The following is a 25,499-nucleotide window of genomic DNA, read 5'->3' on the forward strand; positions in this document are numbered from 1 at the left end:
CCCCCTCCCTTGCCTTGAGCTGTGCTAGGAGTGCCCTGTCCTCAGGCGTGCTTTTCCCCGCCGTGAAGCGTGCCAGTGCTATGCAATTCGTCCTGCTTAGCAGGCAACACGGGCTGGAGGGGGGCAGTATGGGGATCTGCGTGTAGTCCTTGAGAGGCTTGCAAGGGGTGATTGGAGGGCTGTCAGGGACGCGGAGGACCTGCTACGAGTCCTTCAACGGGTCGGCGACGGGAGGCTCGCCAGGATACTCGAGGGCGGGCCGCACCGGGGGGGCGTTGGACGCTTACAGCCGGGCGTTGTCCCTTGCCGGGGGCCTCAACATTAACCCGGGGGGTCCAGGGCTATGCAGGCCTTTCAGGTTGACCATGCAGGGAGGGCGTATCACGCCCTGACGGAGGCGATCGAGGAGATAAACCTTCGACGCACACGCATCGCCTCCCTCAGGATCTACGCTGACATCCTCCAGACTGCAGGGTAGTGCTTGACAGCATCGATGCGACACTTGGGGAGCAGGGGGAGCATAGGAACATGCTTGAAAGTCTCCTCGATGAATAGGAGGCCTCTTTCTTTAGGATCTTGGAAAAACCCTTTATAAAAGAGCGTCTTTGAAGCCATATAAACATGATAAGAGAGCAGCTACAGGTCTCAGGCTCTAAAGCTGAAATAATCCTAGCGTGCCTAGAACGGAGTCAGGGGTCTGGCCTCCAAGAACTAATTAGATGGGTTAAGGAAAATACAAGTGAAGGCTTATGGCTCATATTAACCAATGATTGCTGTAAGCTCCCGTCATGGAAAGTCCTAAAAACAGGTCTGCTATACTCCATTAAAAACTACCTGGAGAATAAAATGATTTCAAGAACCCTTGTGCTTGAACTGTTACTTTACCTGATAGGGGATAGAAACATAAAAAATCTTCAAGGCTTCTTCTTCGAAGGAAACAGTAAACAAATAGGACTAATAGGAATCTCGTTGAAAGGTGAAACAGTGCTCTATGATACCTTCAAGAGATTTAGAGAAGCTCACCAGCTCGAGGAGGCATCATACGACGAGGACTGCTGGGTTCCAGTATATTCTGCTTTTCTCAAGGCACCCGCTGATAAGGATGTCTTAACCAAGATCTTGAGGGCCAGAGCCGCTCTTCTCGAGCTCTCCGCCTGAGGAAGGCCTTCTCCTCATCGCTCTAGCCTCTCGCCTAAGTTTTTCGACAGATATTATACTCGAGGGCTTCAGGATGCTGATACCAGCTTTATCACCTATAATTTCGACCACGATCACCTTGTCAGGGGTCTCAAGGTTTACCTTATTCTTTATGTTCCCTGCAATAGCCTCAATTATGTCCTCGCGTTTTAGATCGGATAAGCGTACGCGTACTTCAACCTTGAAACTCTCATTGGGCTCCAGACCAGCATTAGCTAGCTTTAGTGCCGTGTCTTTTATGTCCTGTAAGGAGGCAGGGACAACAACCTGAATGGGGACGACTTTTAGAATGTATCGGAAATAGTAGGGATTCTCTAATATTTTTTCACGCATCTTACTTACAAACTCTTCAGGATCTTTCTGTGTCTTTGCTACAATCAGGGATGGTAGTCCCGTCTTACTAGCATCCAAGCCCCTATCGCCTAGCTCGCTAGCGAAAAACCACAGCTCAGAGATACAATCGTTTTCACGTGCTCGGTAGGTTGAAACTATAAGATTGAAGTCCTCGAGCATTTTCAGCTACCTCTAACCAAAGCGTGTAATCCGAAAGGGGACAATCTATATATACATGTTGTGGGGGGTTAGCGTTTAGCTTGAATCGGTGAATATAATGGAGTTTTGCCCTAAATGCGGTACCCTCATGGTCCCAAAGAAGAAAAAAGATGGCGTCTACCTAGTCTGCCCTAATTGCGGTTACGAAGTGAAAGCAAAGGACACAAAGGGCTATTCTACGCGTGAAAGTGTCTCGGAGGAAAAGAAGACAAAGGTTTCAGTCTTCGATGTGAAGGGGGCCAGAGCGGATGAGGAGGAGCGTAGCCAGCTTCGAGAGATATATGAGGTATTTCTCGAGACGCTAGCAGAGGAAGAAGAGACTGGTGAAGAGTAGACCGTTCAAGGCTGGCTTGGATGAGGGTAGCCGTCGTAGACAAGGCTCTTTGCAGGCCAAGCAAGTGCAGCCTCGAGTGCGTCCGGTTCTGCCCGGTAAACAGGTCGGGATCGAAGTGTGTATGGATAGATGAAACGGAGAAGAAGGCTAGAATATCGGAGGAGCTCTGTGTCGGCTGCGGCATATGTATTAAAAAGTGTCCCTACTCCGCTATATCGATCATTAATCTTCCAGAAAAACTGTCTAAAAGCCTGGTACACAGGTATGGTCCAAACGCCTTCGAACTCTTCCGCCTCCCAACCCCCAAGGAGGGGCGCTCGCTAGGCATACTTGGAAGCAACGGTGTAGGCAAGTCAACATCTTTAAAAATCCTTGCTGGGGTTCTCAAGCCCAACCTGGGAAGATTTGAGAGTCCACCCGACTGGGACGAAATAATAGACTTCTTCAAGGGTTCAGAGCTACAACCATATTTCGAAAAAATGGCTAATGGAAGGCTCAGGGTTTCCTATAAGCCTCAAGCCGTCGACTCTCTTCGAAAATACGATCTAAGGGTTGGGGAAGCACTGCAAAGAGCTGACGAGAGAAATGTTTCAAGAGAGCTTGCTGATTACCTTAATTTATCAAGCCTCAAAGATAGACTGCTCAAACAATTAAGCGGGGGCGAGCTTCAGAAAGTAGCTATTGCGGCTGCTCTCTCCAAGGACGCCGACGTCTATCTCCTCGACGAGCCTTCAAGCTACCTGGACATAAGGGAAAGGCTTCGCGTTGCAAACCTAATAAAAGAACAGGTAAGGCCGGGAAAATACGTAATAATAGTTGAGCACGACCTTGCGGTTCTAGACTACGTAAGCGACCTGGTCTCCATTATCTACGGCGAGCCAGGCGTGTATGGAATTGTAGGCATAGTTAAGGGTGTAAGGGCAGGCATAAACTCCTACATCCAAGGGTACATCAGGGAGGAAAACATACGATTCCGAGAGTACCCGATAGAGTTTCACGAGAGGCCCCCACCTGTAGAGTGGCCGAGCGAAAGCGTTCTGGTCAAATGGGGCACAATTCATAAAAGCCTTGGTGAATTCACTCTGCGAGTTGAAGAGGGAAGGGTTCACCGCGGGGAAGTCGTAGGGGTTCTCGGTCCGAATGGAATAGGTAAGACAACCTTTGTTAGGATTCTAGCGGGGGAGATCGAGCCCGACGAGGGCTGGGTTGAGAGGGTACAGAATGTCCGGTTAAGCTACAAGCCCCAGTTTCTCGGCGAGGTCAAGTTTGAGGGAACGGTAAGAGAGTTTTTACGGTCATCCGAGGTCGATACATCTTCTCCTACGATTCAGGCCGAGCTCATGAAGCCTCTCCGGGTTCACTCTCTGCTAGACCATTACATGCAAGACCTGAGTGGTGGTGAACTACAAAGAGTCCTTATCGTGGCTGCCCTGGGAAGGGAGGCTGACATCTATCTCCTCGACGAGCCTATGGCTTACCTGGACGTGGAGCAGAGATACGCTGTAGCGAAAGTTATCAAGAGGCTCACTGCAGAGAAGGGTGTTTCAACCATAGTTGTCGAGCACGACATCGTAGCGATAGATTTCCTTGCAATGACGCTTATGGTGTTCCGAGGCATTCCAGGCAAACAAGGAGAGGCGTCGTCTCCAATGGATATGAGGAAAGGCATGAACCTATTCCTTAAAGATATGTCATTAACATTCAGGCGTGATCCTGACACGAAGAGGCCCAGGATAAATAAGCCGGGCTCTTGGATGGATAGATACCAAAAAGAAGTTCTCAAAGAGTACTATTACGTTGTAATGCAGGAGAAGGAATCTGAGAACTCCCAAGAAAAATGAAACATCAACGAAGAGTATCACTTTTTTGTAATCAAGAAAGCAGTAGAAAAGAAAGAAAAGATTTATAAACTATCCAGTAATTGTTCATTCTGCGTAAAAACCCTAAGGCGATGAGTATGGCTGAGGCAGGAGTTATCTTTGTAGGCAACAAGCCAGTAAGCAGCTACGTCCTAGCAGCAGTTACACAGTTCAGCAGTGGAAGCAAGCGCGTAGTCCTAAAGGCGAGAGGCCGAGCAATCTCCAGGGCTGTAGACGCTGCCGAGCTTGTAAAGCGCTTTCTAGGCGGCAACGTCAGCTATGGAAACATAAAGATTGGCAGCGAGAAAGTCGGAGAGCCCGGCAAGGAGCGCACCGTGTCAACTATAGAGATTGAGATTGTGAAAACCGCTTAAAACGCTGGGCATCCAAGTTTTTCTTTCTCTAACTCTATATTTAAAAAGTGTTTGACATGATTCGAATAAAAGCGAACATAGACAAAGTTGTCCTTCTTGAAGGTGAAAATCTTCAAATAACTTTTAATTTAACAAATGAGGCTTCAAGTGAAATTACAGGTAAGCCGTACATTCTACTCAGAGTGAAGGGAAAGGAGGAGATATACATTGTCTTCGACAGCTTAAAGCTCCAACCAGGACAGACGAACGAGTTTAAAGCGGAAATAAAAGTCCCCACGTCCTGGGGAGAGGGAATTTTAGGTGTATATTTCGAAGTAGAGGGAAAAGTAATCTCATCCCTGGAGTACCCCATCTACGTTGCTAGAAAGGGAGACGCTATATACGTTGCCTTCGTGTGGCATCATCATCAAGCCCCACAGTTTTACCCTGACGGAACATTCAAGGATCTCTGGGCCTACAAACACGTACTGGAAGGCAGCTTCTATTCTTTCAAGGGAGGTCCTTATGCGATTCACATGAACATTCACGAACGACACCCCACCTTTAAAGACGTGGATCATTTCTCCCCTTCACTCCTCGAGCAATGGGAGTACGCAATTACCCGAGGGGAAAACCTCCCAGGCGAGGTGAACACAAGAAAAAATGAGTTCGAGAACCTGCTTGCGCAAATTCGGTCTCTAGCCCAGAAGGGTGTGATTGAGATCCTTGGAAGCGTATATGCGCATACAATCCTAGGTTTTATACTGCGAAAGGCATACGAGAAGGGACTCGTAGAGGAGGCCAAGACTCTAATAAAATGGGAGATCGCTCGGGGCCTGGAAATAGTTGAGCGTGTCACGGGCATTCGTCCTATAGGCTTCTGGACCCCCGAGATGTTCTGGAGCATGGAGCTCGTAAACATATACAGCCAGATGGGCATCAAGTACACCGTCCTTTGCGAGCAACACTTCTCAAGGTCCGGTGGGGATAAAAACTCCATATACGACCCTTACCTCGTAGTAGATCCAGTCTCATCCAGCCAACTCATTGTCTTTTTCCGAGACCTCACACTTAGCAACTGGATAAGCTTTAATGTGGACTTTAAGGACGAGCAGGATGCAGACCAGGCAGCCAGGAGATTTGTCGTTGAACTAGCAAAGAGGCGGGAAAATGCTCCCGGAGGAGTAGTAGTTATTGCACTCGACGGTGAAAACTGGATGATTATGCCCTCTTATCGAACCTATGCACCCTATTTCCTCTCCCAGATAGTAAAATACATCGAGAACAGTACCGTGATAAAAATGACTACATTGAAGGACTATCTAGAGTCACATACCCCCACGAGAATCCTCACATATATTCCATACGGCTCCTGGATAAACCTTAGTGATCGCCAATGGACGGGTCCTGTTAAGGACAAGTTGTGGGAAAAGGCTTTCACAGCTCTCGCAAAAGTTCTATCATTATACTTTTCGATCGGGGAGGACGCCTGGAAAATATCCCACGACCCCAGCTCTGAACTCTACAAGGCCATGAGAGCAGTTTCAATAGCCTTCGACAGTGATTTCTACTGGTACGGCGAGATCGAAAGAGAAGCTAGGTTCGTGGAGACATGGGCCGACGAGGCCATGAGGATAGTCGACACGTTCCTGAGTAACAACCTCAAGGTTGTGGTTGTTGAGCGTGGGAAGAGTCACGTCATAATACAGTTGGAGAATCACGGATCCCTCCCTCTGAATATTACCTTGACTGTGGAAGCAAGGAACTACAGGAACGAGTCGAGAATCACTCTTAAGCCTAAAACACTCAGAAAGATACCTGTATACACTCCGCACGGAGATTCTACTCGATTAGAAGTGAAGATCGGATCAATAACTATAGCAACCCTTACCTAGGCCTTATTACAGGAATAGATTTAATCCTATCCAATTTCATACTACATGAGATTATGGAAAACGAGAACGAAAAACCTAGAATAGATGCACTGACGATAGCACTAGAGGGAATCAATGCCGCTGACCCTGAAAAAGCTGTAAAGCAATGGATTTCCCTCGAAGGGGACACCCTCCTTCTAAAGGATGGGCATGCCATTAATGTAGCAGGAAATGTGTATGTCGTCGGTGCTGGGAAAGCCTCTGGTGGAATGGCGCTAGGATTAGAGTCCGTTCTAGGTGAGAAAATAAAGGAGGGAGTAGTCTCGGTTCCCGAAGAGATAGTTGACCGTTACAAGCTTAAAAGAATAAAACTGGTGGGTGCTACTCATCCTAAAGCCTCTGATAAGAGCGTTAACGCTGGCCGTCTAGTGCTTGAGACTATATCTAATCTTAAACCCGAAGATCTTGTCGTGGCTTTGTTTTCTGGGGGAGGCTCCGCATTACTCGAATATCCTGTCCAGGGAGTCAGTATCGAGGAGATAAGCGATATCAGCTTAAAGCTTATGAGGCGCGGAGCAGACATCTTCGAGCTTAATACTGTTAGAAAACATCTTTCCATGATCAAGGGCGGCTGGCTTGCACGCCACGCCCAGCCTGCGCGTCTAGTAGCTCTAATGATATCAGACGTTATTGGTGACCGAATGGACACTATAGCCTCTGGTCCAACAGTACCCGACCCCACAACATTCAAGGATGCACGCGACATCCTGGTCAAATACAGGCTATGGGAAGAGGTCCCCGAATCTATAAAGGATCACATTGAGAGGGGCTTAAAAGGCGAGGTTCCTGAAACTCCAAAGCCGGGGGATCCTCTTTTCTCGAAGGTGAAAAACGTGATCATAGCCAGTAACATGATATCGCTGGAAGCGATGGCGAGGAAAGCTGGAGAGCTGGGCTACAACCCATTAATCCTCACGTCTATGCTTGAAGGCGAAGCGCGCGAAGTTGGAAGAGTCATAGTCTCGTTAATAAAAGAGGTTAAAAGGTCAGGGATTCCCGTCAAACCACCAGCTGTACTTCTTCTCGGAGGCGAGACAACGGTCACAGTTAGGGGCAACGGAATAGGCGGCAGGAATCAAGAAATGGCATTAAGCATAGCGATAGGAATAAGGGGGTTAAAGGGCGTAGCCGTAGCATGTATAGGCAGCGACGGGAGAGACGGACCAACAGATGCCGCCGGGGCGGTTGTCGACGGAAACACATACGAGCTGGCTCTCCGGCAAGGCCTGAAGCCGGAAGACTTCCTCACGAACAATGATAGTTACAACTTCTTCAAAGCGTTGGGAGGTCATGTTAAAACAGGCTACACAGGGACAAATGTCAACGACTTCGTGATAGCAGTCATAAATCAAGTAGACTAGTCACTATCAATACTTTTTCTCAGAACAAATTAAGAGAAAAAATTTAGAGTAAAAAGATAGTAATAGATGGCTTAGAAGCGGCGTCTACCGCCCCTTCTTCCTCTGAATCCAGTATCTTCAAACTCTTTTTCAGAAATATTCATCTCAGAATTTACTTCCTCGATTTTTTCCTCAGAAGGTTTTATAGATCCAAAGCGCCCGAGCCCTAGTCTTAGCTTACCCTGATACAGCGAGACATAACCGTTGTTAAGCGTCACTGTTTCGCCAACCATCCCTTTAAACTGGTCGATCTCGTTGTCCCACGCAGTCAATACTGCTACGCCTGTCTCGTCGCCGACCAGTACATCAGCCACTCGGTGCTCGGAACCATCACGTCTCGAGGTAATCTGTTTTTCCTCTCCAACGTTAAGAACCTTGAAGGTCACGGAGAACCTTCTAGTACTAGGAGTTATGTCTGCAATTTTTACTTCTCTTGTTTCTCCTACATTATACATTTGTCTCTCTCGAGTCGCCTTTTTAGGCGCAATGCCAGAAGGTTACGCCCAGTTATATATGTGTTGGTTTTCCTCTATTTTTCCCGGAGACTGTGATAATATCTAATTAGGAGTTCCCGCATCATAACTATTGTTCCCAGTAGATCTCTTCGAAGGAACCCTCTACGGTAGAAGAAGCTGTCCTTGACTTTTCTTCGTCTTTGAATAATTTTTCTATGAATGCTTCGCAGAGGAAGTGTCTTAACCACGTTGATGCTGGCCTTAGCGTATGCGAGAACCTCCCTGCCTTTAAACGCAAGTGCTAGCAGAACAACGTTAAGGTATCCAAGGTAAAGGGTAATAATCATGCTTAGAGCCAGGTTTTCGGCCTCCATGTTCTTGAAAATGTTTAGTAAGCGGTTCCGAAACCCGAAGTAAAGTTTGTCGTGTCTAAGCCTGACGGAAAACTTATCCCCATGGTAAACAACCGCTCTGGGCTCAAATCCTATACTATAGCCTAAAAGTCTTACCCTCCAACTATAATCCGTGTCATCGTCATAAATGAAATAAGTGTCGTCGAAGCCTAAGGCCTCAAAATACAGATCCCTTCTCGTAATCATCATCGATGAGGAGGCGGCAAAGATCTCCATGGAAGTGTTTAGAATCTCAGCCCTCTGGCCATACGTTGTGAGCCAGGTTCCAGCTAGGTCGAGTCCTAGTCCCATATGATCCATCCTGCCCTTATTGCTTAGCGAGACTACCTTGGCTTGGATAACGCCCATCTGTGGATCTCGCTCCATAGAATCTACCAGTGCTCGCAAGGAGTCTTTGGTAACGAGTACGTCGTTATCCATAAAAACCAGGTATTTCGACGAAGGGTCGCTCGCGATAGCGCCTATGTTATGGGACGCCGCGGCGCCAATGTTCGAATCGAAGTGAATGACCTTTATTCTGTTGTCCTTGAAGTCCTTCTCTATGTTTTCGCGAATATGTGGGGTTAAACTATCGACGACGATTACTTCGAATGAGGGATAATCACTCTCCAGCAAACTGCTCAGACATTCTCGGAGCAAGTCATAGGATTTATAGTTTACAACGATTACGCTTACCTTGGGGTAACTCCCGTCAAGAGACACACCCAAAGACCTTTAAAGCCACTAATATTTTTTCACATTTCCGTTTCTTCAGGCTTAACGCTTGGGAAAACATAAAATACAGAGGCTCTCAATCCCCTTGTGTCTTGATTATGAATGATGTCGCAAAACGATGGATCAGAAAACACGTCATATATGTTGTCCAGGCGATTTTCATAATCGCACTTGGGCTATACATTATCCAAGACTTTAAGCTAGGCGAGTTTATCCAAACTTTAACTCAGATAGATAAACAGTTCATATTATACCTGGTCATCTTCGAGATCCTATACTACTTCTTACACGCCCTATCCTATTGGTTCCTCACGTACAAGAGGTTCAGGCTAAAGCTGAGAGAAGCGATAGGAGGAACAATGCTTGCATGGCTAGTAGACCTGATTCTACCATCTGCATTCATCGAGGGAGACATAGTTAGAATCGTTTTCCTGAGGCAGTACGGAGACTGGGCCTCGGCTATAAGCTATAACCTATTTTTCAGGTTTCTACTCAACACTACACTAGCCTTATTTATAATGATAACCGCAGTCTTGGCCGTGAACCTCAGCACGTCCATTATGAACTATCTCCTCATATACGGCATAACTGTTCTACTCGCATTTCTCAGCGCAGCCCTGATAGCTGTTTTTATATTCGACGCTAATAGGACGCTGCGCTTCGCGCGGTGGCTCATAGAGAAGCTACCAATTAAGAGGAAAGAAGCCCTTGAGAGAGAGACAGAAAAGTTTCTCCAATATGTCTCTGATACCGCGCGGGACTTCTCACCGTACAGCCCGAACCTCTGGGCGGCGGTCCTTTCCATAATGGGCCAGTGGATAAGTGGTGTGCTTACACCGTATTACTCGCTGAGAAGCATAGGCGTAAACATAAACCCCATTCTCATAGCGCCTGGATACACTATTCTCACGATTTTCTCGCTAGCATCTATAGGCGTCCCATTCATGGTTGGCAGCGTAGACGTAGCACTGATAACTCTATACTTACTACTCGGGGTTCCAAAGGAGAAGGCTGTCGCAGCAGCATTCCTAGGACGAGGTATAACAATACTAGTAACCTTGTCCATGATTTACCCGATAGGTCTTTACTACGGGAAGAAACTGTTTTCAAAAAAGAACTTTGAGGAACTGAAAGAAACCATAAGGAGTATCGTGAAACAGTATGGTTTCTCACTGCCGCTATTCTCCTAGCCAATACGATTTTTCTATGTCTTGTTAAACCTCTCCCTTAACTCTCTCCTAACCCTCTCCCTCACTCGTTCATCTAGAAAGGCGTCAACGTCTTTCAACTCCAGTAAAGTCGACACAGCAACAACGTGAGAACATATACCCTTCTCCTGGAAGCCTTTACACGTACACGTAAGCTTTCCACCCTCAACCCTTACCAGGTGCTTCCCAACGCGACCCATGACGTAGTAAAGGTAGGGACTCACCTTTACCACGCGCCCCTCGGCTAGAAGCCATGCTGCCCTGGCTATAATACTGTCCATTGGTATCTCTTTCTGTCGCACTACACCATCGATTTTCGAAGCATTACTCCCTGACATTACGCTAAATTTTAATGTACTCTCGTTTATTAATCTTGATGCTATATGCATGTAGCAATAATCTCCGACACGCATGACAACCTGGAAGCTCTTCAAGCGTTTATCGGAAAAATAAGGGGGAGGGTAGACACTATAATACATGCGGGCGACATAGTCTCCCCATTCACTCTTAGAGCCCTCAACGGCTACAAGGTATATGCTGTCTACGGAAACAACGACGGTGAAAAACTTTTACTAAAGAAGGTCGCCGACGACATCGGTATAGTACTAGAGGAGCCACCACTGTTCACGACGATCAGTAATAAGCGATTAGCAGTCATTCACGGGGCTTCCACGCCCGAGAAGACCGAGCGTTTAGTCCAAGCCCTCGCCAAGAGCGGAGACTTCGACATAGTAGTCTACGGGCATACACATAAAGCCGACGTCAGGAAGATCGGAAACACACTCGTAGTAAACCCCGGCACACTTTCAGGCTACCTCGCAGGCACGAGAACGTTTGCCCTCATAGACCTGGAGCGGCTCAGCGTGGATCTTGTAGAGGTGTAGCTTGATTGGATCCTAGCCTACTTCTCGAAGCCGCACGGAAGGCCGCCAGGCGCGGAGGAGAGGCAGCCGTCAAGGCGATAAGGGAAGGAGTGGGTTCCAGCGTCGTTGGTAGAGGAGAGGGAGGCGACTACTCTCTCAGAGGCGACGTCGAGTCCGAGAAAATGATACTGGATTCTCTCTTAGAGGATCTAGGAACCATAAGGATAGTCAGCGAGGAAATGGGTGAAAGACGGCATAACGGTGAAGCCGAGTTCACAGCCATAATAGACCCTATAGATGGGAGCCGAAACTATAAACGGGGTCTTCCATTCTTTGCGGTCTCGGTGGCCATAGCAAGGGGAGAAACCCTAGAGGACGTCGTTGCGGCAGCCATATACGCGCCCCTCCTAAACCTAGAGTTCACAGCCCTTAAAGGCAAAGGAGCATTCCTCAACGGCAACCTCATACACGTGACCACGCACACCACGCTAAAGGACGGCATAGTATTCGTGGGCTCCTCCCCAAAGGCCGTCTTCCTACCCCACACATACACCCTAAACCTTGTCTCAAGGGGAGCCATCGTTAGAAGCCTGGGTAGCGCGAGTCTAGAGCTGTCCTTTGTCGCCTCCGGCGGGGCAGACGCGTACATAGACTACTGGGGCACAATGAGGGTCATAGACATAGCCGCAGCATACCTTATCGCAAGAGAAGCCGGCGCCTGGGTAAAGACAAGAGGGTTCAAAAACGAGAAGGTAGCCCTATCCCTCCGAGAAAGACTCCTAATACTAGCCTCCTCCACACATCAACTCGGAGCCGAACTCCATGGGCTCTTCAAGGAAACCTTCGGCTTTAACCCCGAAGAGATACTCTTGGTGAAGCAGCCTTGACGTCACTCGTAGACGCACACGTGCATCTCTACGAGTTCAACCGCAAGGAAATAGAGGATTTCATAAGCTCAAACATGCTACTAGTCGCAGTCGCCGAGGACTACGACTCCTCTATACGAAACCTCGAGCTACGCGATGAATTCCCCGAGAACGTAAGGGCGTGCGTCGGCCTACATCCCTGGAATGTGAAACAGGAAGCCGACGCTCTCAGACAACTAGAACAGATCAACGGGCTTCTCAAAGAAGCTGACTGCGTAGGCGAGGTAGGGCTAGACTTAAAGTTCACCCCAACCACATTCAACCTTCAAAAGCAGGTATTCCAAGCCATACTCGACATGGCTGTAAGCCACTCCCTACCACTAAACCTGCACGCCGCCGGCGCTTGGAGCCAAGTCTTCGAGATGCTCGTCCAGAGAGGGGCCAAGAAGGCAATATTTCACTGGTACACGGGGCCGATAAGCTTACTACAGGAGATAACCGAGAAGGGCTTTTACATAAGCATCAATGCCTCTGCAAGCATCCAAGAAAAGTCTAAAAACATAGCCCGCAACACACCACTACACTTACTCCTCACGGAAAGCGACGGTCCATACGCATACAGAGGACTCAACCTATCACCACTCCTAATACCAGGACTAGTAAAACTCATCTCAAACCTCAAGAGAATAGAGGAAGGAAAACTCACACAGGAAATCCACAAGAATATCACAACTCTATTCCAGAAACACTAAACCCTTTTCGTCAACACACAGCCAGCCCCCATCATTCCTTTAAACAGGCAAACTTCCCAAGCCTAACTTCATTCCTGGTTTTCAAGGCATTATAATAATAACGGGTAACGGTTATATGCTGTTCTAGTTTAACTATTGAAGTTTTTCCGGCTAGAGGTTCTCATGCGATGTGAAGACGGGAGCGTTAAGGTTATATTAGGGGGTCGTCTTGCATGAGCGTTGATGAGTGCTCCCGGCCCTGAGGGGTGAGGAAAACTTACCCTGCTGAATTTTCAGCCGGTTTGGTACTCATCACTTTTCAGAGTCGCAGATGCTCATCAACTCTGTATGAGAGTCTGATGCTGGTACTATATCTCTTTCTGTTAGGGTAGCGGTGGGTGTTGAGGCTGGCAAGAAATTTAACCCGCGCTGGATTACAAGACTTGTGAAAACGTTAGAGTACGGGAGTTATAAGCTCTTCCTTTACAAGGAGTTTAAGACACGTGAGGGTATCCTCGTCCAGGGGCTACCAGGCATAGGGCTCGTGGGGAAGATAGCGGTGGACTACCTCGTGAGTACCCTTAAGCTTGAGAAGGTCGCCGAGCTTATAGGTCCGGGACTACTTCTACCTGTCGGTAACGCAGGGGTATTCGTAGACCAGACAGGTCAAATGCAGCTTCCATCCTATAAGTTTTACTTGTTCCAGGGAGCCTCTAGAGACATAGTCTTCCTGACGAGCGAGGTTCAGCCAGCAGTCTGGGCCCAGTATGAGGTCGCGGAGGTGGTTCTAGAGTTCTTTAGGTCAGTGGGAGGCTCGTCCGTGATCAGCTTATGTGGCACTAGCTCGGAGACCCCTGAGATAGAGGTGGTCTATGCTGTAGCCAAGTCCATGAGACTGGGCGAGCTTGAGTCGCTCGGGCTGAGGAGGAGCATTGGGGGTACAATAACCGGGGCTTGCGGTCTCCTCCCAACGCTGGCATCTCTCAACGGGCTTGAGGGCATCGTCATAATGGGGAGTACTACTACACCCGAGCCTAACTTTGAGTCTTCAAGAGAAGTAATAAGGATAGTCTCAAAGCTTCTTGGGATAGAGATCAGCCTTGAAAGCCTAGACAAGATGATAGAGGAGGAGCGGGCAAAGAGACGTGAACTTGAGAGAGAGCTTAGCGGCGTTGAGGAGAAAGTGAGGGAGAAGAGCGAGGGCCTGCCGAGCTGGTATGTTTAAGGCTTTACTCTAAGAGCTCCCAGTCCTCCTCGGAGACCTCGCCCTCTATAAGCCTTTCAAAGTTTTCCCATAGCTCCTCGAGCCTTGAATCGCTTGAGGTTTTCTCCATTAGGCGGCGCCAGCTGTCCCAGTCCTCGAAGAAGTACAGTTCCAGTATTTCTAAGTGATCCTGGATTTCACGGATCAGAGTGTATTTTTGAAAGTCCTCTGAGAAGCTCCTCATCTGGGAGTCTATTCTTTTCGAGATCTCTATGACAGACGAGAGCTTGTCGGGTTTGAGCTTATAACGGAACGTTTTGCAGTACACGTTTTATATTGATGGTCACTCGCGTTAAAAGCGTTGCCTCGCAATCTAAATCTACAGGAAAAGTATTTTTGCCCGTACAAGCAGACGTGAATTAGTGAAGTCAATTGCGTCTTAGGCCTGAAATCCCCTTGATACCAATACTAACACTGGCCATCTTATTATCGGCGTCTTCCTCTCCTAGAGAGCTCGTTCTCCCTGCGTTTACTGGGGATGATTTTTTTGCAGTAATTTTCCTCTTGCTTGTGTCCTTTCTGGCCTTCAATATCATCATTATGAGACACGAGATAGTAGAGTTGATTAGGGAACTTCTAAGGAGAGATGAGAGAAAACTTCAAGGTCGTAGCAGGAACTTCCTATCCTCAATACTATTCAACCTTATCCTATTGTTGATTGTTTTCCTTATTTTCAACCGTGGCTCCAGTGGCGAGAATTCAAGGATTATGCTACGCGAAGGATCCACTATGAATCAGTCTCCAGTGCTCCTTAATACTTCCATTACGTCTGTCTCGGTCGAGCAGACTGCGGGTCACATATCATCCACGCAAGGTACCCTCTACAAGTTTACACCGGCAATACTAGCTGCCATACTGGCTATAACAGTGATCACAGTGCTCCTCGCGTTCCGCGAGAAAGACGTGGAAAATGGTAAGGAAGAGGTTCGTGCTTTTCAAGCTCATATGCTTCGTGAGAGCAGGAACGCGCTTCTAAGCTTGAAGTCTAATAGGAATTTAAGGGAAATAATAGTGGAGTTGTACAACTCTCTTTGTCGAGAGCTGGAAAAAAGCAAGATTCCTATAAGCGGCGAGATGACTGCAAGGGAAATAATGAGGAAAACGATGAACCTGGCCCCCCATGTTCCAGTCGAGCCTCTTGTAGAGTTAACATATCTTTTTGAGAAAGCCCTCTACAGCAATCATGAGATGTTTGACGAGGACAAGGTGAGGGCTGAGAGGTCTCTCCTTCAGATCATTAGCTCACTTGAGAGCGGTGCGCGGTATGGTGCGAATTGAGAAAAATAAACTCCTGCGTTTAGGCCTCCTGGCCTTGGCAGGCTTATCAGCGCTGTTTCATGACACGTTCAACGTTTACTTTCTCTGGTCTCTATCATTAATTTTTCTCGTGATACTGGTGTCCATGACTCTACTGGAAGCAGTCTCTAACGTGATAGGGAAAGGGAGGGCTCCCGCAGAAGAGGCGCCCGAGGAATCTTATGAGGGCTTACTTGAGGAGACTCGTAGACGTCTACGTAGAGGGGAAACCGTGAAGAGCGAGGAATTAGAGCGGAGGATTTTCTACTTTGCCACCAAATAAATATTAGCCTCGGGTTGTTTGCTAAACGGATATGAGCGAGGGATCTCCCTTTGATGGGCTATTCGAGGAGCTGGCAAAAGCCATAGTCGGGAAAAAAGACGTGATCGAGAAGGTCCTGGTCTCGTTTCTAGCGCAGGGGCACCTTCTTATCGAGGACTACCCTGGCATGGCTAAGACTCTATTAGCTTCTTCATTTGCGGCAGCTCTTGATCTCGAATTCAAGAGGATACAGTTCACGCCGGACTTGCTCCCTCAAGACATCACTGGGGGATACTATTGGGACGTGAAGAGCGGCGAGTTTAAGCTTAGAAAGGGGCCAATATTTACCAACATACTGCTGGCTGACGAGATAAATAGGGCGCCCCCGAAGACTCAGAGCGCGCTCCTCGAGGCTATGCAGGAGCGGCAAGTTACGATCGAGGGAAACACGATACCCTTGAATGAGCCTTTCATGGTTATAGCGACCCTCAACCCTATCGAATACGAGGGAACTTATCCCCTGCCCGAGGCACAGCTCGACCGCTTCATCATCAAGACGCGGATGGGCTACCCGGATCCTGCCGAAGAGAGGCTGATCCTTAGAAAAAGGATTGAAAGGAGATCCGATAAGCCCAAGATAAACAAGGTTCTGGGTCGGGACCAGATTCTTGCAATGCAAAGGAAGGTTGAAGATGTGTACGTTGACGACGCTATTCTCGATTATATCGTGAGGATAGCCTCGATGACTAGAGAGGCAAAGGAGGCGGAAGTAGGGGTAAGCCCGAGAGGCTCAGAGGCGTTACTAAAGGCTTCACGCGCACTTGCATTGATACGCGGCCGAGACTACGTCATACCTGACGATGTGAAAGAGCTCGCTATTCCAGTCTTGGCGCACCGGCTTGTTCTACGGGTTGAGAGTGTTGTGCGGGGCTCTACGGCTGAAGAAATCATAAGACATGTATTAGAGAAGGTAGAAGTGCCGCGTGGTTTTAGGGGTTAAGAGTGCTTACAATGAAGGGATTGGTCACTGGTCTAACAGTTCTTGTTCTGTCACTTATAGCTGTGTTAACGCAGACGTGGATTTTGCTTTTGTTAGAGCTGCCCTTGCTCTACCCGTTGCTGTTAAGCATGGCTTTTCCACTGTTGAGAGTAGACGGGGTTAAGGTTAGGAGAGAAGTCTCGAGGAAAAGGGTCGTTGAAGGGGATACCGTTACGGTTACTCTATTGATCAAGAACGATAGTGGGAGGCTTTTGTTTTTAAGGATTCTGGAAGAAATCGAACCTCCTTTAGAAGTCATAGATGGAAGCTTAAGAGGCTTTTTCGTGCTTAAACAAGGAGAAGAAGGAAAACTCTCCTATAAGGTGTCGGCCAAGAGGAGAGGTCACTTTAATTTAGGCCCTACGAGAGTCGAAGCCTACGACCCTTTTCTACTCCGTCGAGAAGAGATATTCGCCCTGGAGCCAGACGAGATAGCTGTTCTTCCACGCATCCTGAGAAAATATCGTATAGCTGTGACTTCTCGCTTTACGATGCCCCGTCCGGGAGAAATAGCTTCAAAACAAGCGGGCGATGGTGGAGACTTCCTTGAAGTTAGGGAGGCCCAGGAGTACATACTTCGACGCGTAAATTGGAAAGCAACTGCGAGAACCCGACACTGGATGATCAACGCCTTCGAGGGTGAAAGGCTAACCAGTATACTGGTTATTCTCGATGTAAGTGGTAAAAGGCTTTTGGGAGAAGTTATAGATGATTTTATAGATGAGCTTGTGCGAGTAGCCGCCTCGATAGTATACTCCTTTATAAGTGCGGGCAATAACGTGGCCTTACTCGTAGTTGGCAACTACAGAGACTGGATTAGGCCGGGTGCAGGTAAAAAACAGTTGTTTAGACTGTTGACATCTCTGGCGGATGTAAGATATCTATCCACGAAACAGATAATAGAATACGAGGAGGTCTTCAAGAGAATCTCTCTCCTTATTAGTCCCCTTGGATCCTCTGTTGTAATCATATCTCCCTTCGCCGAGAAGGAAATCTACGATACTGTGTCCTTCGCTGAGAGCATGGGGTACCCGGTAACCTGTGTCGCGGTGAATCCTTTTTCAATAAGATGGACACGAGACCAACAGCTTCACCAACTGTTAACGGAGTCCTGGAAGAAGGGAGTCTTGAAGCTGCTATCTGATAGGAGGAGGAAACTCGTCCTGGTGGAGTCCACGTGATAAATGAGAGAATCATGGGAATAACTCTTATACTTTTCAACTGCGTCTCTTATCTGGCAGCCAGCATACCCATTTTTTCAAAGGCTGTTATTCTATTACTTAACCTTGTCATGGCCATGGGTTTTCTTTATCTGCGAGATGTTTTGATTGAGTCGGCCTTCGTGGCAATCTACTTTTTATCTGCAGTTCTCGTCGTGTCTGACCGTGACCTGCTGCCAACTATTCTACTATTAAACGCGTACCTCCTAGTGACGCGTGACGCACTGCACGTACTCAAGGACGGCAAGCTTTCAGGAACATGGTACGTGATGAACTGGTATATACCGTTATATGTAGCTTCTCTATTGATATCTTTTCTGGGACTCTACATGCAACGAGCTCTGTCTAACTATGTGTCGGATCTTCTACCGGCAACTTTGATAACTGTAACTATAGCAGGCATCCTCTACGTGGTTACACGCTTTCTCAACCTCTCGTCTAGAAATACTTCTTGAGGATTTCGAGGATCCTCGGGATCACGACATCGGCCTGCTCATTCGCCTCGATTGTGACAAGCCTCCCTTTCTCAGAGTAGAAGCGTATGATGGGCGTGAACTGCTCCTCAAATATCTTTAACCTCTCCCTAACAACCTCTGGTTTATCGTCCCTGCGCTGTATTAGTGGTCCACCGCACTTGTCGCATACACCTGGTACCTTTGGTGGCATATACTTTACGTGGTATATAGCGCCGCAAACGGAGCAGACTCGTCTACCGCTTACTCTCTCTATAATTACCTCAGGCTTCGCTACAAAATTAATTACCAAGTCCGGCGGCGCGAACTTTTCAAGTGCCACTGCCTGGACTACCGTTCTTGGAAAGCCGTCCAATATAAAACCCTTCCTACAATCTTCCTCTTGAAGCCTCTTCTTCACAACCTCGATCACCAGGTCATCCGGAACAAGGAGACCCTTATCGAGATATTCCTTGACTTTAAGACCCAGCTCAGAGCCCTTCTTCACCTCCTCTCGAAATATATCGCCGGTTGAAATATGTGGTATTCCATACTTCTCTCGAACAGCATTTGCATATGTTCCTTTGCCGACACCCGGAGGCCCTATGAATACGAGCTTCATCTAGACCACGTTGTCGATTAAAGAGCTTTAAAGAGTTAAAAATTTATTGAAGAAGGGCTTATTAACGCGACACGAATGACGTGGAAGTACGAGGATCTCGTTCTCTTGGCTGTTGAAAAAGGCTCTTCTCTAGGCGCTCAATACGTTGAGGCGCGGTATCACAAGCATTCACGAAGCAGCCTTGCCGCGAGAAACGGAGAGATAATAGGCGCGGAATCCTCGGTCAGCGAGGGAGTAGCCGTACGTGTAATTGCGGGGGGCGCGCTGGGCTTTGCCTCTACAAACGTGCTTACCAGGGAGGGGGTTCAAGATGCCGTGCAAAAAGCTGTACGGAAGGCCCAGGCACACTCCAAGCTTATGAAGAACCCTGTTGAGTATTCTCACGAGAGGCTTGGACGAGCCACTTATGAGGTAAATGAGCTTGTGCCCTTCGAGAACACCTCTGTCGAAGAAAAAGTATCCTATATTAAAGACCTATGGAAACAAGTGAGCTCATCTATCTCTACTGCGCGTGTTGCAACTCTAACTACATGGATTGGCGAAAGCGTGGAGGAGAAAGTTATAGCAAATAGCGACGGTGCTTTTATAAGGAGCAGGATTCCCCGACTGTCACTCGGTTACAATATTGTTGTCACTCTACCCTCGAAGGGCACTATTCAAAGGTTTTTCTCCCATGCTGGCTCAGGGGGATACGAGCTTCTCAAGAAGTGGAACGTGATAGGATATCTACCAGAAGATACAAGGAAGTTTGAGCAGATAATCTTGGAGGCTAAGTCTCCTCCAACAGATAAACCTGTCGACGTGGTGGTGGGGAGCGAGATCGTAGGCCTCATGGTCCACGAGAGCTCCGGGCACCCAAGCGAGGCTGACAGGATCCTGGGTAGGGAGGCTGCACAGGCGGGTAAGAGCTTCATAAAGCCGAACATGATAGGTGAGAGAATAGGGAGCGAGTATGCTACTGTGATAGACGACCCTACAATACCGGGTAGCAATGGATTCTACCTGTACGACGATGAAGGTGTTCCCGCCAGACCACGTTATCTTTACAAGGAGGGAAAGATAAACGAATTTCTCCACAACAGGTGGACAGCCAAGGTTTTCGGAGTTAGTAGTAATGCCGCCGCAAGGGCGATGAACTATGAGAGCGAACCCATCATAAGAATGGCCAATACTTACTTTAAGCCGGGAGACCACACGTTTGAGGAGCTCGTGGAGGGGGTGAAGTTTGGCGTTTACATAAAGAGCTACATGGAGTGGAACATCGATGACGAGAGGTGGAGCCAAAGGTATGGCGGCCTTGAAGCCTACCTCATCGAGAACGGTGAGTTGAGGCACCTAGTTAAGAATCCTGTTCTCGAGTTGACGACAAAAACCTTTTACAGCAGTGTAGACGCTGCGGACAAGAACCTAGAGTTCTACGCCGGCACATGTGGGAAGGGAGAGCCCATGCAGGGCGTACCAGTTTGGTTTGGAGGACCGAATGTTAGAATTAGGAATGTCTTGTTAAGGGTGATAGCCTGATGAAAGAACAGTTGTTAGAGATAGGGAAAAAAGTTGTTGAGAAAGCTTTGTCAATGGGATTTGATGAAGCAGCCGTTGACGTAAGGTCTACAGACAGCCTAATGGTTAAATTCGCTAATAGTGAGCCGAGTGTAATCCAGAATTGGGGCTCCACGGAGATAGGGGTTTATGTAACAAAGAATCAGAGAATCCTCGGGACGAGTGCACCCGTAAGCTCCCTCGACGACGCATACAAGATACTCTCGAATCTTTACACTATGCATACACAGTTGCCGCAAAGCATGCTGTATGCACCTCTACCCGAGCCCAAGAAGCCTGATCCTCTTCCAGGTCTTGTAGATAAGCACTTGATAGACGCCATAAATGAGCCTTCAAATGTCTCAGAAGCTATTGTGGAGGCCGTAAATAGATACAAGATCGACAGCTTTGCAGGCATGTTTCAGGCTACCCACGAAAGGAGGGCACTTGTGAATAGCAAGGGCGCAGAGCTCTTCGAGGAGGGAACATTCATGAAAATGTACATCCGGGCATTTGCGGGTGAGGGCTCAGGTCAATGGTCTCTCGGCTCGCGGAAGCTGAAGATAAAGGAAGTCGAGCACGTCGCAGAAACCGCTGCAGACTTTGCGTTCCGGTCACGAGTTCAGGAGGAGGTCCCACCAGGAAGATATAACATCCTCCTTTCGCCCATGGTGGCTGGAAATTTCTTCAACTACATAGCTGACATGGCTCTAGCTCACAGTGTGTTGATGGGAAGTTCTATCTTCATGAACTCCAAGCCTGGAGACAAAGTAGCAGCTGAGAAACTGACCATCGAGGATACTCCACGGAATGCCGAGCTTCCTGGGTCTACCTCGTTTGACGATGAGGGTATACCCACCTATGATAAGCCAATAATCGAGAAGGGTGTTCTGAAGACACTCTTACATAATACGAAGACTGCCGCGAAGTTCGGGTCTCAGACCACTGGGAACGCTGGTTTAATATTCCCGCGTCTATGGTCGCTTACAGTTCACAGGGGCGATTACAAGTTCGAGGAGCTTCTCAGTGAGATGAAGAACGGTCTAATAGTTACGAACAACTGGTATACGCGATTACAGAATTATGTTGAAGGAATCTTTTCTACCATAACCCGGGACGCCATATTCATAGTCAAAAATGGAGAAATAGTGGGAGCAGCCAAGAAGATGAGGATAGCTGACTCGTTCCCGCGGTTACTTCAAAACATTATTGCTCTCGGGGACACCCAGTACGACATGTACTGGTGGGAGGTCGATACCCCAACTAGAACTCCCTATATCCTTGTAAAGGATCTCGGGACAAGCAAGCATACAGCGTAAATCTTTTCCTTTAAATTTTTTATTTCTTGATGCCTCTTCTCGCAAGCCATATCGCGAAAACTGTGAAAATAACAATAGCTATTATCGTTATGAACACTCCATTCACATTAGGATACTTGCGTAACGCTGGAAGAGAGGGCTCAGCTGCAGCCTCAACGATCCTATTTTCAAGTAGTTTATCTCCCGAATAAAGGAGTACCGTAACGTTTCTATCCGTCACATATGGGAATACAACCTCCTTTACCTCTCGACTAAAGAGATAGACCTTTCTTGCCTGAGTATTAGTACCTTTAACCACAATGTACACGTAACCGCTGGGAGATTCAAGGTTTTGGACTGTGACGCGTAGCTGGGTTCCCTCAAGAACAACCTCTTTTATTGTAGCTTTGACCTCTGGGGGTTCACCAACAAGCTTGAGGCCGGGCATTTTAACCTCGAAAATATACATGTCCGGTGCTTCCTGCTCGTTATAGTTGATCCATAAAAGGCTTTTTAGACTTCTCGACGTAGGTCCCTGAGCAAACTTTGGCTCCCAGTCTAGCCCCAAGAGATCACTCCCATTAAAAGTGAACTCTATGACGTCTATCCAGCTTCTAGGATCTGTACTTGTAAAACTGTCCCTAACCTTAACTAGGTAAACAGAGTCATTGATAAGGCTGACATAATTGCTAGTGTTAAGGTAAACCAAAACAGAGTAAACATAAGCCCCGTCAAATTTTGTCATCTTACCCGTGCCAGCCACGTCGCACAAAACGCTTTCTCCATATCTCTTCTCCATATCTGCGAGAACCCTGAAACTGAGAAGGCGAGGGTTATCCGAGAACATTAAGAGTATGTATCCTAGAGTCTGCGCCGACTCGTTTTTTATCCTGCTCTCAACACTCTTGTCTCCGAGGAGGCTTTTACCTTCGACAGTAAATGGGTGTAGCTTTGCCTCAACGACTACAGTGCCATCTCCATTAAAAGTCACTTTGAAGTTGAGGGCTATCCAGTAGGATGGCTGTCCATTGCTATAGTTTCCGTGCAGGGCTAGCAACGATACAAGTATCAATAATATAAACGCAAATGTATTCCTCATCCTAGCTCACCATCGAATACATAATCGATATACTCCAAGCTCATATAGCTCGGTATACAGCTACTCGTCAGCGTAGCGCCATAGTATTTAGTTTCCTCGAAGCCGAAGATTACGTGTCTTGCACTGAACAACCCCACGTTTGTAGTCATTCCGTCAAGCATATCCACATCTATCCATCCATAAGGTTCCACGTAGACCTCGGGCCACATGTGACCACCCCAATGGTTTAGAATAGCGTCTCCCTCCTCAGCAACTGTACTCATGTTGAGCCACATGTGCTCCTTGTAGCTTGTTAGCAGGAAGCCGTAGGCGCCCCTAGCGGGAATTCCCAGTGATCTAGCCATGGTAATAAAGACGTCGGCAACCTCTACACAGTCGCCCTGAATCCTGTAACCTCTCGGCGTGTAAATTAATGCGTGGTCGCTGCCACTCCTCCCAAGGTTCACCTGATAGTTAACTCTACTCACAACCCAGCTTGCAAGCCTCTGGACTGTTTTTAGGGGGGTGTCACTATAAGCCGCGTCGTAAGCTAACTTTACAATTGTCGTGTTGTAGATGTCCCAGTATCTGGTGGACCTTGTATACCTTTTAAGAATATTAAAGTTCGGCCATACACCCCTGCTTGCTGAGGGGTCTATTGAGTAACCAGTGACTGTGACCCTGTACGTCACGTTTATCCATATTTTTTCCCCTGGCTTGGCTACTATATAGGTTACAGCGAAAACGTTCCCATCCTCATCTACCTGGAATCTGATGGGCTTGGGTTCAATGCTCATTACAAAGCTTCTCTGAAACGTGGTATTCTGTGGTAGGGAGATGTAAACATAATCGTTAACGGATACATTGTTATTGTTCACGAGTAGGAATCGTCCCCTGATAGTATAAGTTACCTTAGAAGACTCCTTTAATCCAGCTTCACTGATCCCAACTTCAAGCCTAGGTATTACTAGTACTAATAGAAGTATCAGCAAGCAAACTTTCCTGAACAAAACACGCACCTGGGAACAAAACTGCGGGGGTTAATATTAATGCTTTCGCGCCCCGAGTTTTAGCTTCAAGTCCCTCTATATGAGCATCAGAGTAAAGGATTCCCGCAGCTTTTCAATATACGTGATAAGTAATAGCCTCCTAGGGTTTAAATATAGTTCCTGACACGCCACGTATAATCTCTTCCAACTTGTCAAGGTGGCCTATAATCGCTTTTCTCCCCGTAGCCCTGACAAACTCGATTACAGCCTCCACCTTGGGCCCCATGCTTCCCGGAGGAAAGTATCCTTTTTCTAGCAGCTCCTGTGCCTCCCGCAATCTGATCTCCCGGATGAGCTGCTGCTTCTCCGAACCATAGTCCAGATAGACGCCTTCAACATCTGTTAGAATCAGGAAGGACTCCGCATTAAGGGAGACCGCTAGCACTGAAGATGCAAGATCCTTATCGATAACCGCGTCCACTCCCACCAAGGAGCCATTTTGTTTTACAACCGGTACCCCACCACCGCCCACGGCCACCGTAACTTCAAACCTCTCGACCGACGTCCGTATCTGCTCAAGTTCTACGATCTCCCGGGGTTTGGGAGAAGGCACTACGCGCCTCCACCCTCTTCCGGGAACCATAACAAGGCTCCATCCCTTCTTTTTCAAGTCTTCCACCTGTGCCCCATCATAGTAAGGACCAATAGGTTTCGTAGGGTTCGAAAAAGCGGGGTCGTCTGAAGCGACAATCACTCGGGTCGGTACAACATTGACTCTGAGCTCGGGGCAGCATTTGCTAAAAGCCGTCTGTATCATGTAACCGATGAGGCTCTGCGTCATGGCGACACATGCATGTAAAGGCATTGGTGGCACGTCTCTGGTATGTTCCTGTTGAAGGTAAAGGTTTCCCACCTGGGGACCGTTGCCGTGAGTAAGTACAATCCTGTAGCTACGCGATGCTCGCGCTATTTCAGGAGTAATACGTATAAGGTTTTCAACCTGCTCTTGGAAAGTTCCGCGCTGCCCTTTTCTTATGAGAGCGTTACCACCTAAAGCTATAACTATGACTTTTTCCACATATATTCCTTTTGAAGCCATTATTTATATAGAGACTATAAATAATAATCGGGAAAATACACACAGCATAAAAAGAATACCAAGGAATAAAAAACGGTATATCATGGTTTCATTTAAAATATTCGATCTATAATCAAACTTTTTTAAGACAGTTGTCCTCGACCCCCCGCAATGTTACTATTGAATCCTTACCCGCCCGCTATTGGTGGAAATATTGCTATAATGTCCCCGTCCTTCAACTGCACTTCTCCTAGGAATTGAATATGCCTTCCATTAACAAGTATTAGCCTATCTGATCTGTAACTACTGTTTTCGAAGAACTCGTCTATAAATTCACGTCCAAGCTGTTTTGAAGCGTTTTCCACCGCGTTGCGTAGACTGCCATCTGTGTCGACTTCAATCTCTTTTACGCCGTACTTATCGCGTAGAGAGGCGAAAAGTAAAATCTTAACCCGTGGCATAAAACATCAAGATAAACTACTG

29 protein-coding genes are annotated in these 25,499 nt (G+C 47.6%); 18 read left to right on the forward strand and 11 right to left on the reverse strand.

Going from position 1 to position 25,499, the window contains the following annotated elements; all coding sequences use genetic code 11:
* Positions 1-447 precede the first annotated feature (447 nt).
* Complete coding sequence (locus ACP5KC_RS01885; protein WP_424738017.1) at positions 448-615, reverse strand: hypothetical protein; 168 nt, start codon at positions 613-615, stop codon at positions 448-450.
* Positions 616-621: 6 nt separating this feature from the next.
* Between ACP5KC_RS01885 and ACP5KC_RS01890 the strand changes: the two genes are divergently transcribed.
* On the forward strand, positions 622-1,158 hold the full coding sequence (locus ACP5KC_RS01890; protein ID WP_273433950.1) for a hypothetical protein: 537 nt from the start codon (positions 622-624) through the stop codon (positions 1,156-1,158).
* Here ACP5KC_RS01890 and ACP5KC_RS01895 read toward each other — a convergent pair.
* Complete coding sequence (locus ACP5KC_RS01895; RefSeq protein ID WP_273433948.1) at positions 1,108-1,710, reverse strand: THUMP domain-containing protein; 603 nt, start codon at positions 1,708-1,710, stop codon at positions 1,108-1,110. The two genes, ACP5KC_RS01890 and ACP5KC_RS01895, sit on opposite strands and share 51 nt — an antisense overlap.
* A 97-nt stretch (positions 1,711-1,807) precedes the next feature.
* On the opposite strand from ACP5KC_RS01895, the gene ACP5KC_RS01900 reads away from it, so the two are divergent.
* The 5 genes from ACP5KC_RS01900 (at position 1,808) to ACP5KC_RS01920 (ending at position 7,590) form a co-directional block, all read left to right on the forward strand.
* Entirely contained in the window at positions 1,808-2,083 is a 276-nt protein-coding gene (locus ACP5KC_RS01900) for a hypothetical protein (RefSeq protein ID WP_236944887.1), read from the forward strand.
* A 20-nt stretch (positions 2,084-2,103) separates the two neighbouring features.
* Complete coding sequence (locus ACP5KC_RS01905; protein WP_052883388.1) at positions 2,104-3,924, forward strand: ribosome biogenesis/translation initiation ATPase RLI; 1,821 nt, start codon at positions 2,104-2,106, stop codon at positions 3,922-3,924.
* Positions 3,925-4,040: 116 nt separating this feature from the next.
* Positions 4,041-4,316 carry a DNA-binding protein Alba gene (gene albA, locus ACP5KC_RS01910; protein WP_052883389.1) on the forward strand — a complete coding sequence of 92 codons (276 nt, stop codon included), beginning with the start codon at positions 4,041-4,043 and terminating at the stop codon, positions 4,314-4,316.
* Between the two features lie 56 nt (positions 4,317-4,372).
* A complete protein-coding gene (locus tag ACP5KC_RS01915; protein ID WP_273433945.1) occupies positions 4,373-6,190 on the forward strand; it encodes a hypothetical protein in 1,818 nt (605 codons plus the stop codon).
* 53 nt (positions 6,191-6,243) lie between these two features.
* Positions 6,244-7,590 carry a glycerate kinase type-2 family protein gene (locus ACP5KC_RS01920; protein ID WP_273433944.1) on the forward strand — a complete coding sequence of 449 codons (1,347 nt, stop codon included), beginning with the start codon at positions 6,244-6,246 and terminating at the stop codon, positions 7,588-7,590.
* A gap of 71 nt (positions 7,591-7,661) precedes the next feature.
* Here ACP5KC_RS01920 and ACP5KC_RS01925 read toward each other — a convergent pair whose 3' ends face one another.
* Entirely contained in the window at positions 7,662-8,084 is a 423-nt protein-coding gene (locus ACP5KC_RS01925; RefSeq protein ID WP_052883392.1) for a hypothetical protein, read from the reverse strand.
* 74 nt (positions 8,085-8,158) lie between these two features.
* Positions 8,159-9,199: a glycosyltransferase family 2 protein gene (locus ACP5KC_RS01930; RefSeq protein ID WP_052883393.1), complete on the reverse strand. Its 1,041-nt coding sequence runs from the start codon at positions 9,197-9,199 to the stop codon at positions 8,159-8,161.
* A 110-nt stretch (positions 9,200-9,309) separates the two neighbouring features.
* Here ACP5KC_RS01930 and ACP5KC_RS01935 point away from each other — a divergent pair, with 110 nt between their 5' ends.
* On the forward strand, positions 9,310-10,401 hold the full coding sequence (locus ACP5KC_RS01935) for a lysylphosphatidylglycerol synthase transmembrane domain-containing protein (protein WP_428286777.1): 1,092 nt from the start codon (positions 9,310-9,312) through the stop codon (positions 10,399-10,401).
* A 14-nt stretch (positions 10,402-10,415) separates the two neighbouring features.
* Here the strand turns inward: ACP5KC_RS01935 and ACP5KC_RS01940 are convergent, their stop codons facing one another.
* Positions 10,416-10,757 (reverse strand): SWIM zinc finger family protein, encoded by a 342-nt coding sequence (locus ACP5KC_RS01940; RefSeq protein WP_052883395.1) that lies wholly within the window; start codon positions 10,755-10,757, stop codon positions 10,416-10,418.
* A gap of 45 nt (positions 10,758-10,802) precedes the next feature.
* Here ACP5KC_RS01940 and ACP5KC_RS01945 point away from each other — a divergent pair, with 45 nt between their 5' ends.
* The 4 genes from ACP5KC_RS01945 (at position 10,803) to ACP5KC_RS01960 (ending at position 14,104) form a co-directional block, all read left to right on the forward strand.
* Positions 10,803-11,303 carry a metallophosphoesterase gene (locus tag ACP5KC_RS01945; protein ID WP_273433938.1) on the forward strand — a complete coding sequence of 167 codons (501 nt, stop codon included), beginning with the start codon at positions 10,803-10,805 and terminating at the stop codon, positions 11,301-11,303.
* A 5-nt stretch (positions 11,304-11,308) separates the two neighbouring features.
* On the forward strand, positions 11,309-12,169 hold the full coding sequence (locus ACP5KC_RS01950; protein ID WP_424740277.1) for an inositol monophosphatase family protein: 861 nt from the start codon (positions 11,309-11,311) through the stop codon (positions 12,167-12,169).
* A complete protein-coding gene (locus ACP5KC_RS01955) occupies positions 12,166-12,900 on the forward strand; it encodes a TatD family hydrolase (RefSeq protein WP_273433934.1) in 735 nt (244 codons plus the stop codon). The genes ACP5KC_RS01950 and ACP5KC_RS01955 overlap by 4 nt, the downstream gene beginning before the upstream one ends.
* 373 nt (positions 12,901-13,273) lie before the next feature.
* Positions 13,274-14,104 (forward strand): PAC2 family protein, encoded by an 831-nt coding sequence (locus tag ACP5KC_RS01960; RefSeq protein ID WP_052883399.1) that lies wholly within the window; start codon positions 13,274-13,276, stop codon positions 14,102-14,104.
* Positions 14,105-14,108: 4 nt separating this feature from the next.
* On the opposite strand, the gene ACP5KC_RS01965 is transcribed toward ACP5KC_RS01960, so the two are convergent.
* Positions 14,109-14,411 (reverse strand): hypothetical protein, encoded by a 303-nt coding sequence (locus ACP5KC_RS01965; protein WP_052883400.1) that lies wholly within the window; start codon positions 14,409-14,411, stop codon positions 14,109-14,111.
* Between the two features lie 104 nt (positions 14,412-14,515).
* Here ACP5KC_RS01965 and ACP5KC_RS01970 point away from each other — a divergent pair, with 104 nt between their 5' ends.
* Genes ACP5KC_RS01970 through ACP5KC_RS01990 form a run of 5 tightly spaced genes read left to right on the forward strand, consistent with a single transcriptional unit; the run spans position 14,516 to position 18,415 of the window.
* A complete protein-coding gene (locus ACP5KC_RS01970; protein WP_424738033.1) occupies positions 14,516-15,421 on the forward strand; it encodes a DUF4129 domain-containing protein in 906 nt (301 codons plus the stop codon).
* Entirely contained in the window at positions 15,408-15,722 is a 315-nt protein-coding gene (locus tag ACP5KC_RS01975) for a hypothetical protein (protein WP_428286778.1), read from the forward strand. Before ACP5KC_RS01970 ends, ACP5KC_RS01975 begins: the two co-directional genes overlap by 14 nt.
* Positions 15,723-15,753: 31 nt before the next feature.
* Positions 15,754-16,701, forward strand: coding sequence for an AAA family ATPase (locus ACP5KC_RS01980; RefSeq protein ID WP_052883403.1), 948 nt, complete (start codon positions 15,754-15,756; stop codon positions 16,699-16,701).
* A gap of 11 nt (positions 16,702-16,712) precedes the next feature.
* On the forward strand, positions 16,713-17,921 hold the full coding sequence (locus ACP5KC_RS01985) for a DUF58 domain-containing protein (protein ID WP_273433929.1): 1,209 nt from the start codon (positions 16,713-16,715) through the stop codon (positions 17,919-17,921).
* Complete coding sequence (locus ACP5KC_RS01990) at positions 17,918-18,415, forward strand: hypothetical protein (RefSeq protein ID WP_052883405.1); 498 nt, start codon at positions 17,918-17,920, stop codon at positions 18,413-18,415. The genes ACP5KC_RS01985 and ACP5KC_RS01990 overlap by 4 nt, the downstream gene beginning before the upstream one ends.
* Here the strand turns inward: ACP5KC_RS01990 and ACP5KC_RS01995 are convergent.
* Positions 18,399-19,034, reverse strand: coding sequence for an adenylate kinase (locus ACP5KC_RS01995; RefSeq protein WP_052883406.1), 636 nt, complete (start codon positions 19,032-19,034; stop codon positions 18,399-18,401). The two genes, ACP5KC_RS01990 and ACP5KC_RS01995, sit on opposite strands and share 17 nt — an antisense overlap.
* 75 nt (positions 19,035-19,109) lie before the next feature.
* On the opposite strand from ACP5KC_RS01995, the gene ACP5KC_RS02000 reads away from it, so the two are divergent.
* Positions 19,110-20,555 carry a TldD/PmbA family protein gene (locus tag ACP5KC_RS02000; RefSeq protein WP_273433926.1) on the forward strand — a complete coding sequence of 482 codons (1,446 nt, stop codon included), beginning with the start codon at positions 19,110-19,112 and terminating at the stop codon, positions 20,553-20,555.
* Complete coding sequence (locus ACP5KC_RS02005) at positions 20,555-21,892, forward strand: TldD/PmbA family protein (RefSeq protein ID WP_052883408.1); 1,338 nt, start codon at positions 20,555-20,557, stop codon at positions 21,890-21,892. Before ACP5KC_RS02000 ends, ACP5KC_RS02005 begins: the two co-directional genes overlap by 1 nt.
* 19 nt (positions 21,893-21,911) lie before the next feature.
* On the opposite strand, the gene ACP5KC_RS02010 is transcribed toward ACP5KC_RS02005, so the two are convergent.
* The 4 genes from ACP5KC_RS02010 to ACP5KC_RS02025 form a co-directional block, all read right to left on the reverse strand.
* Positions 21,912-22,970: a hypothetical protein gene (locus tag ACP5KC_RS02010; RefSeq protein ID WP_428286779.1), complete on the reverse strand. Its 1,059-nt coding sequence runs from the start codon at positions 22,968-22,970 to the stop codon at positions 21,912-21,914.
* A complete protein-coding gene (locus tag ACP5KC_RS02015) occupies positions 22,967-23,959 on the reverse strand; it encodes a transglutaminase-like domain-containing protein (RefSeq protein WP_273433922.1) in 993 nt (330 codons plus the stop codon). The genes ACP5KC_RS02010 and ACP5KC_RS02015 overlap by 4 nt, the downstream gene beginning before the upstream one ends.
* A gap of 139 nt (positions 23,960-24,098) precedes the next feature.
* Positions 24,099-25,037 (reverse strand): carbamate kinase, encoded by a 939-nt coding sequence (gene arcC / locus ACP5KC_RS02020; protein WP_273433920.1) that lies wholly within the window; start codon positions 25,035-25,037, stop codon positions 24,099-24,101.
* 167 nt (positions 25,038-25,204) lie between these two features.
* Positions 25,205-25,477, reverse strand: coding sequence for a MoaD/ThiS family protein (locus ACP5KC_RS02025; RefSeq protein ID WP_052883411.1), 273 nt, complete (start codon positions 25,475-25,477; stop codon positions 25,205-25,207).
* Between the last annotated feature and the right edge of the window lie 22 nt (positions 25,478-25,499).

The sequence above is a fragment of the Infirmifilum sp. genome (assembly GCF_049970975.1).
Lineage (GTDB): Archaea > Thermoproteota > Thermoprotei > Thermofilales > Thermofilaceae > Thermofilum > Thermofilum uzonense.

Coding starts and splice junctions, on each gene's coding strand:
- ACP5KC_RS02025 (WP_052883411.1), bottom strand. CDS start 25,477: ATGCCACGGGTTAAGATTTTACTTTTCGCCTCTCTACGCGATAAGTAC.
- ACP5KC_RS01935 (WP_428286777.1), top strand. CDS start 9,310: ATGAATGATGTCGCAAAACGATGGATCAGAAAACACGTCATATATGTT.
- arcC (WP_273433920.1), bottom strand. CDS start 25,037: ATGGCTTCAAAAGGAATATATGTGGAAAAAGTCATAGTTATAGCTTTA.
- ACP5KC_RS01940 (WP_052883395.1), bottom strand. CDS start 10,757: ATGTCAGGGAGTAATGCTTCGAAAATCGATGGTGTAGTGCGACAGAAA.
- ACP5KC_RS01915 (WP_273433945.1), top strand. CDS start 4,373: ATGATTCGAATAAAAGCGAACATAGACAAAGTTGTCCTTCTTGAAGGT.
- ACP5KC_RS02005 (WP_052883408.1), top strand. CDS start 20,555: ATGAAAGAACAGTTGTTAGAGATAGGGAAAAAAGTTGTTGAGAAAGCT.
- ACP5KC_RS01900 (WP_236944887.1), top strand. CDS start 1,808: ATGGAGTTTTGCCCTAAATGCGGTACCCTCATGGTCCCAAAGAAGAAA.
- albA (WP_052883389.1), top strand. CDS start 4,041: ATGGCTGAGGCAGGAGTTATCTTTGTAGGCAACAAGCCAGTAAGCAGC.
- ACP5KC_RS01885 (WP_424738017.1), bottom strand. CDS start 615: ATGGCTTCAAAGACGCTCTTTTATAAAGGGTTTTTCCAAGATCCTAAA.
- ACP5KC_RS01985 (WP_273433929.1), top strand. CDS start 16,713: ATGAAGGGATTGGTCACTGGTCTAACAGTTCTTGTTCTGTCACTTATA.
- ACP5KC_RS01905 (WP_052883388.1), top strand. CDS start 2,104: ATGAGGGTAGCCGTCGTAGACAAGGCTCTTTGCAGGCCAAGCAAGTGC.
- ACP5KC_RS01895 (WP_273433948.1), bottom strand. CDS start 1,710: ATGCTCGAGGACTTCAATCTTATAGTTTCAACCTACCGAGCACGTGAA.
- ACP5KC_RS02000 (WP_273433926.1), top strand. CDS start 19,110: ATGACGTGGAAGTACGAGGATCTCGTTCTCTTGGCTGTTGAAAAAGGC.
- ACP5KC_RS01975 (WP_428286778.1), top strand. CDS start 15,408: ATGGTGCGAATTGAGAAAAATAAACTCCTGCGTTTAGGCCTCCTGGCC.
- ACP5KC_RS01995 (WP_052883406.1), bottom strand. CDS start 19,034: ATGAAGCTCGTATTCATAGGGCCTCCGGGTGTCGGCAAAGGAACATAT.
- ACP5KC_RS01945 (WP_273433938.1), top strand. CDS start 10,803: ATGCATGTAGCAATAATCTCCGACACGCATGACAACCTGGAAGCTCTT.
- ACP5KC_RS01980 (WP_052883403.1), top strand. CDS start 15,754: ATGAGCGAGGGATCTCCCTTTGATGGGCTATTCGAGGAGCTGGCAAAA.
- ACP5KC_RS02010 (WP_428286779.1), bottom strand. CDS start 22,970: ATGAGGAATACATTTGCGTTTATATTATTGATACTTGTATCGTTGCTA.
- ACP5KC_RS01890 (WP_273433950.1), top strand. CDS start 622: ATGATAAGAGAGCAGCTACAGGTCTCAGGCTCTAAAGCTGAAATAATC.
- ACP5KC_RS01920 (WP_273433944.1), top strand. CDS start 6,244: ATGGAAAACGAGAACGAAAAACCTAGAATAGATGCACTGACGATAGCA.
- ACP5KC_RS01925 (WP_052883392.1), bottom strand. CDS start 8,084: ATGTATAATGTAGGAGAAACAAGAGAAGTAAAAATTGCAGACATAACT.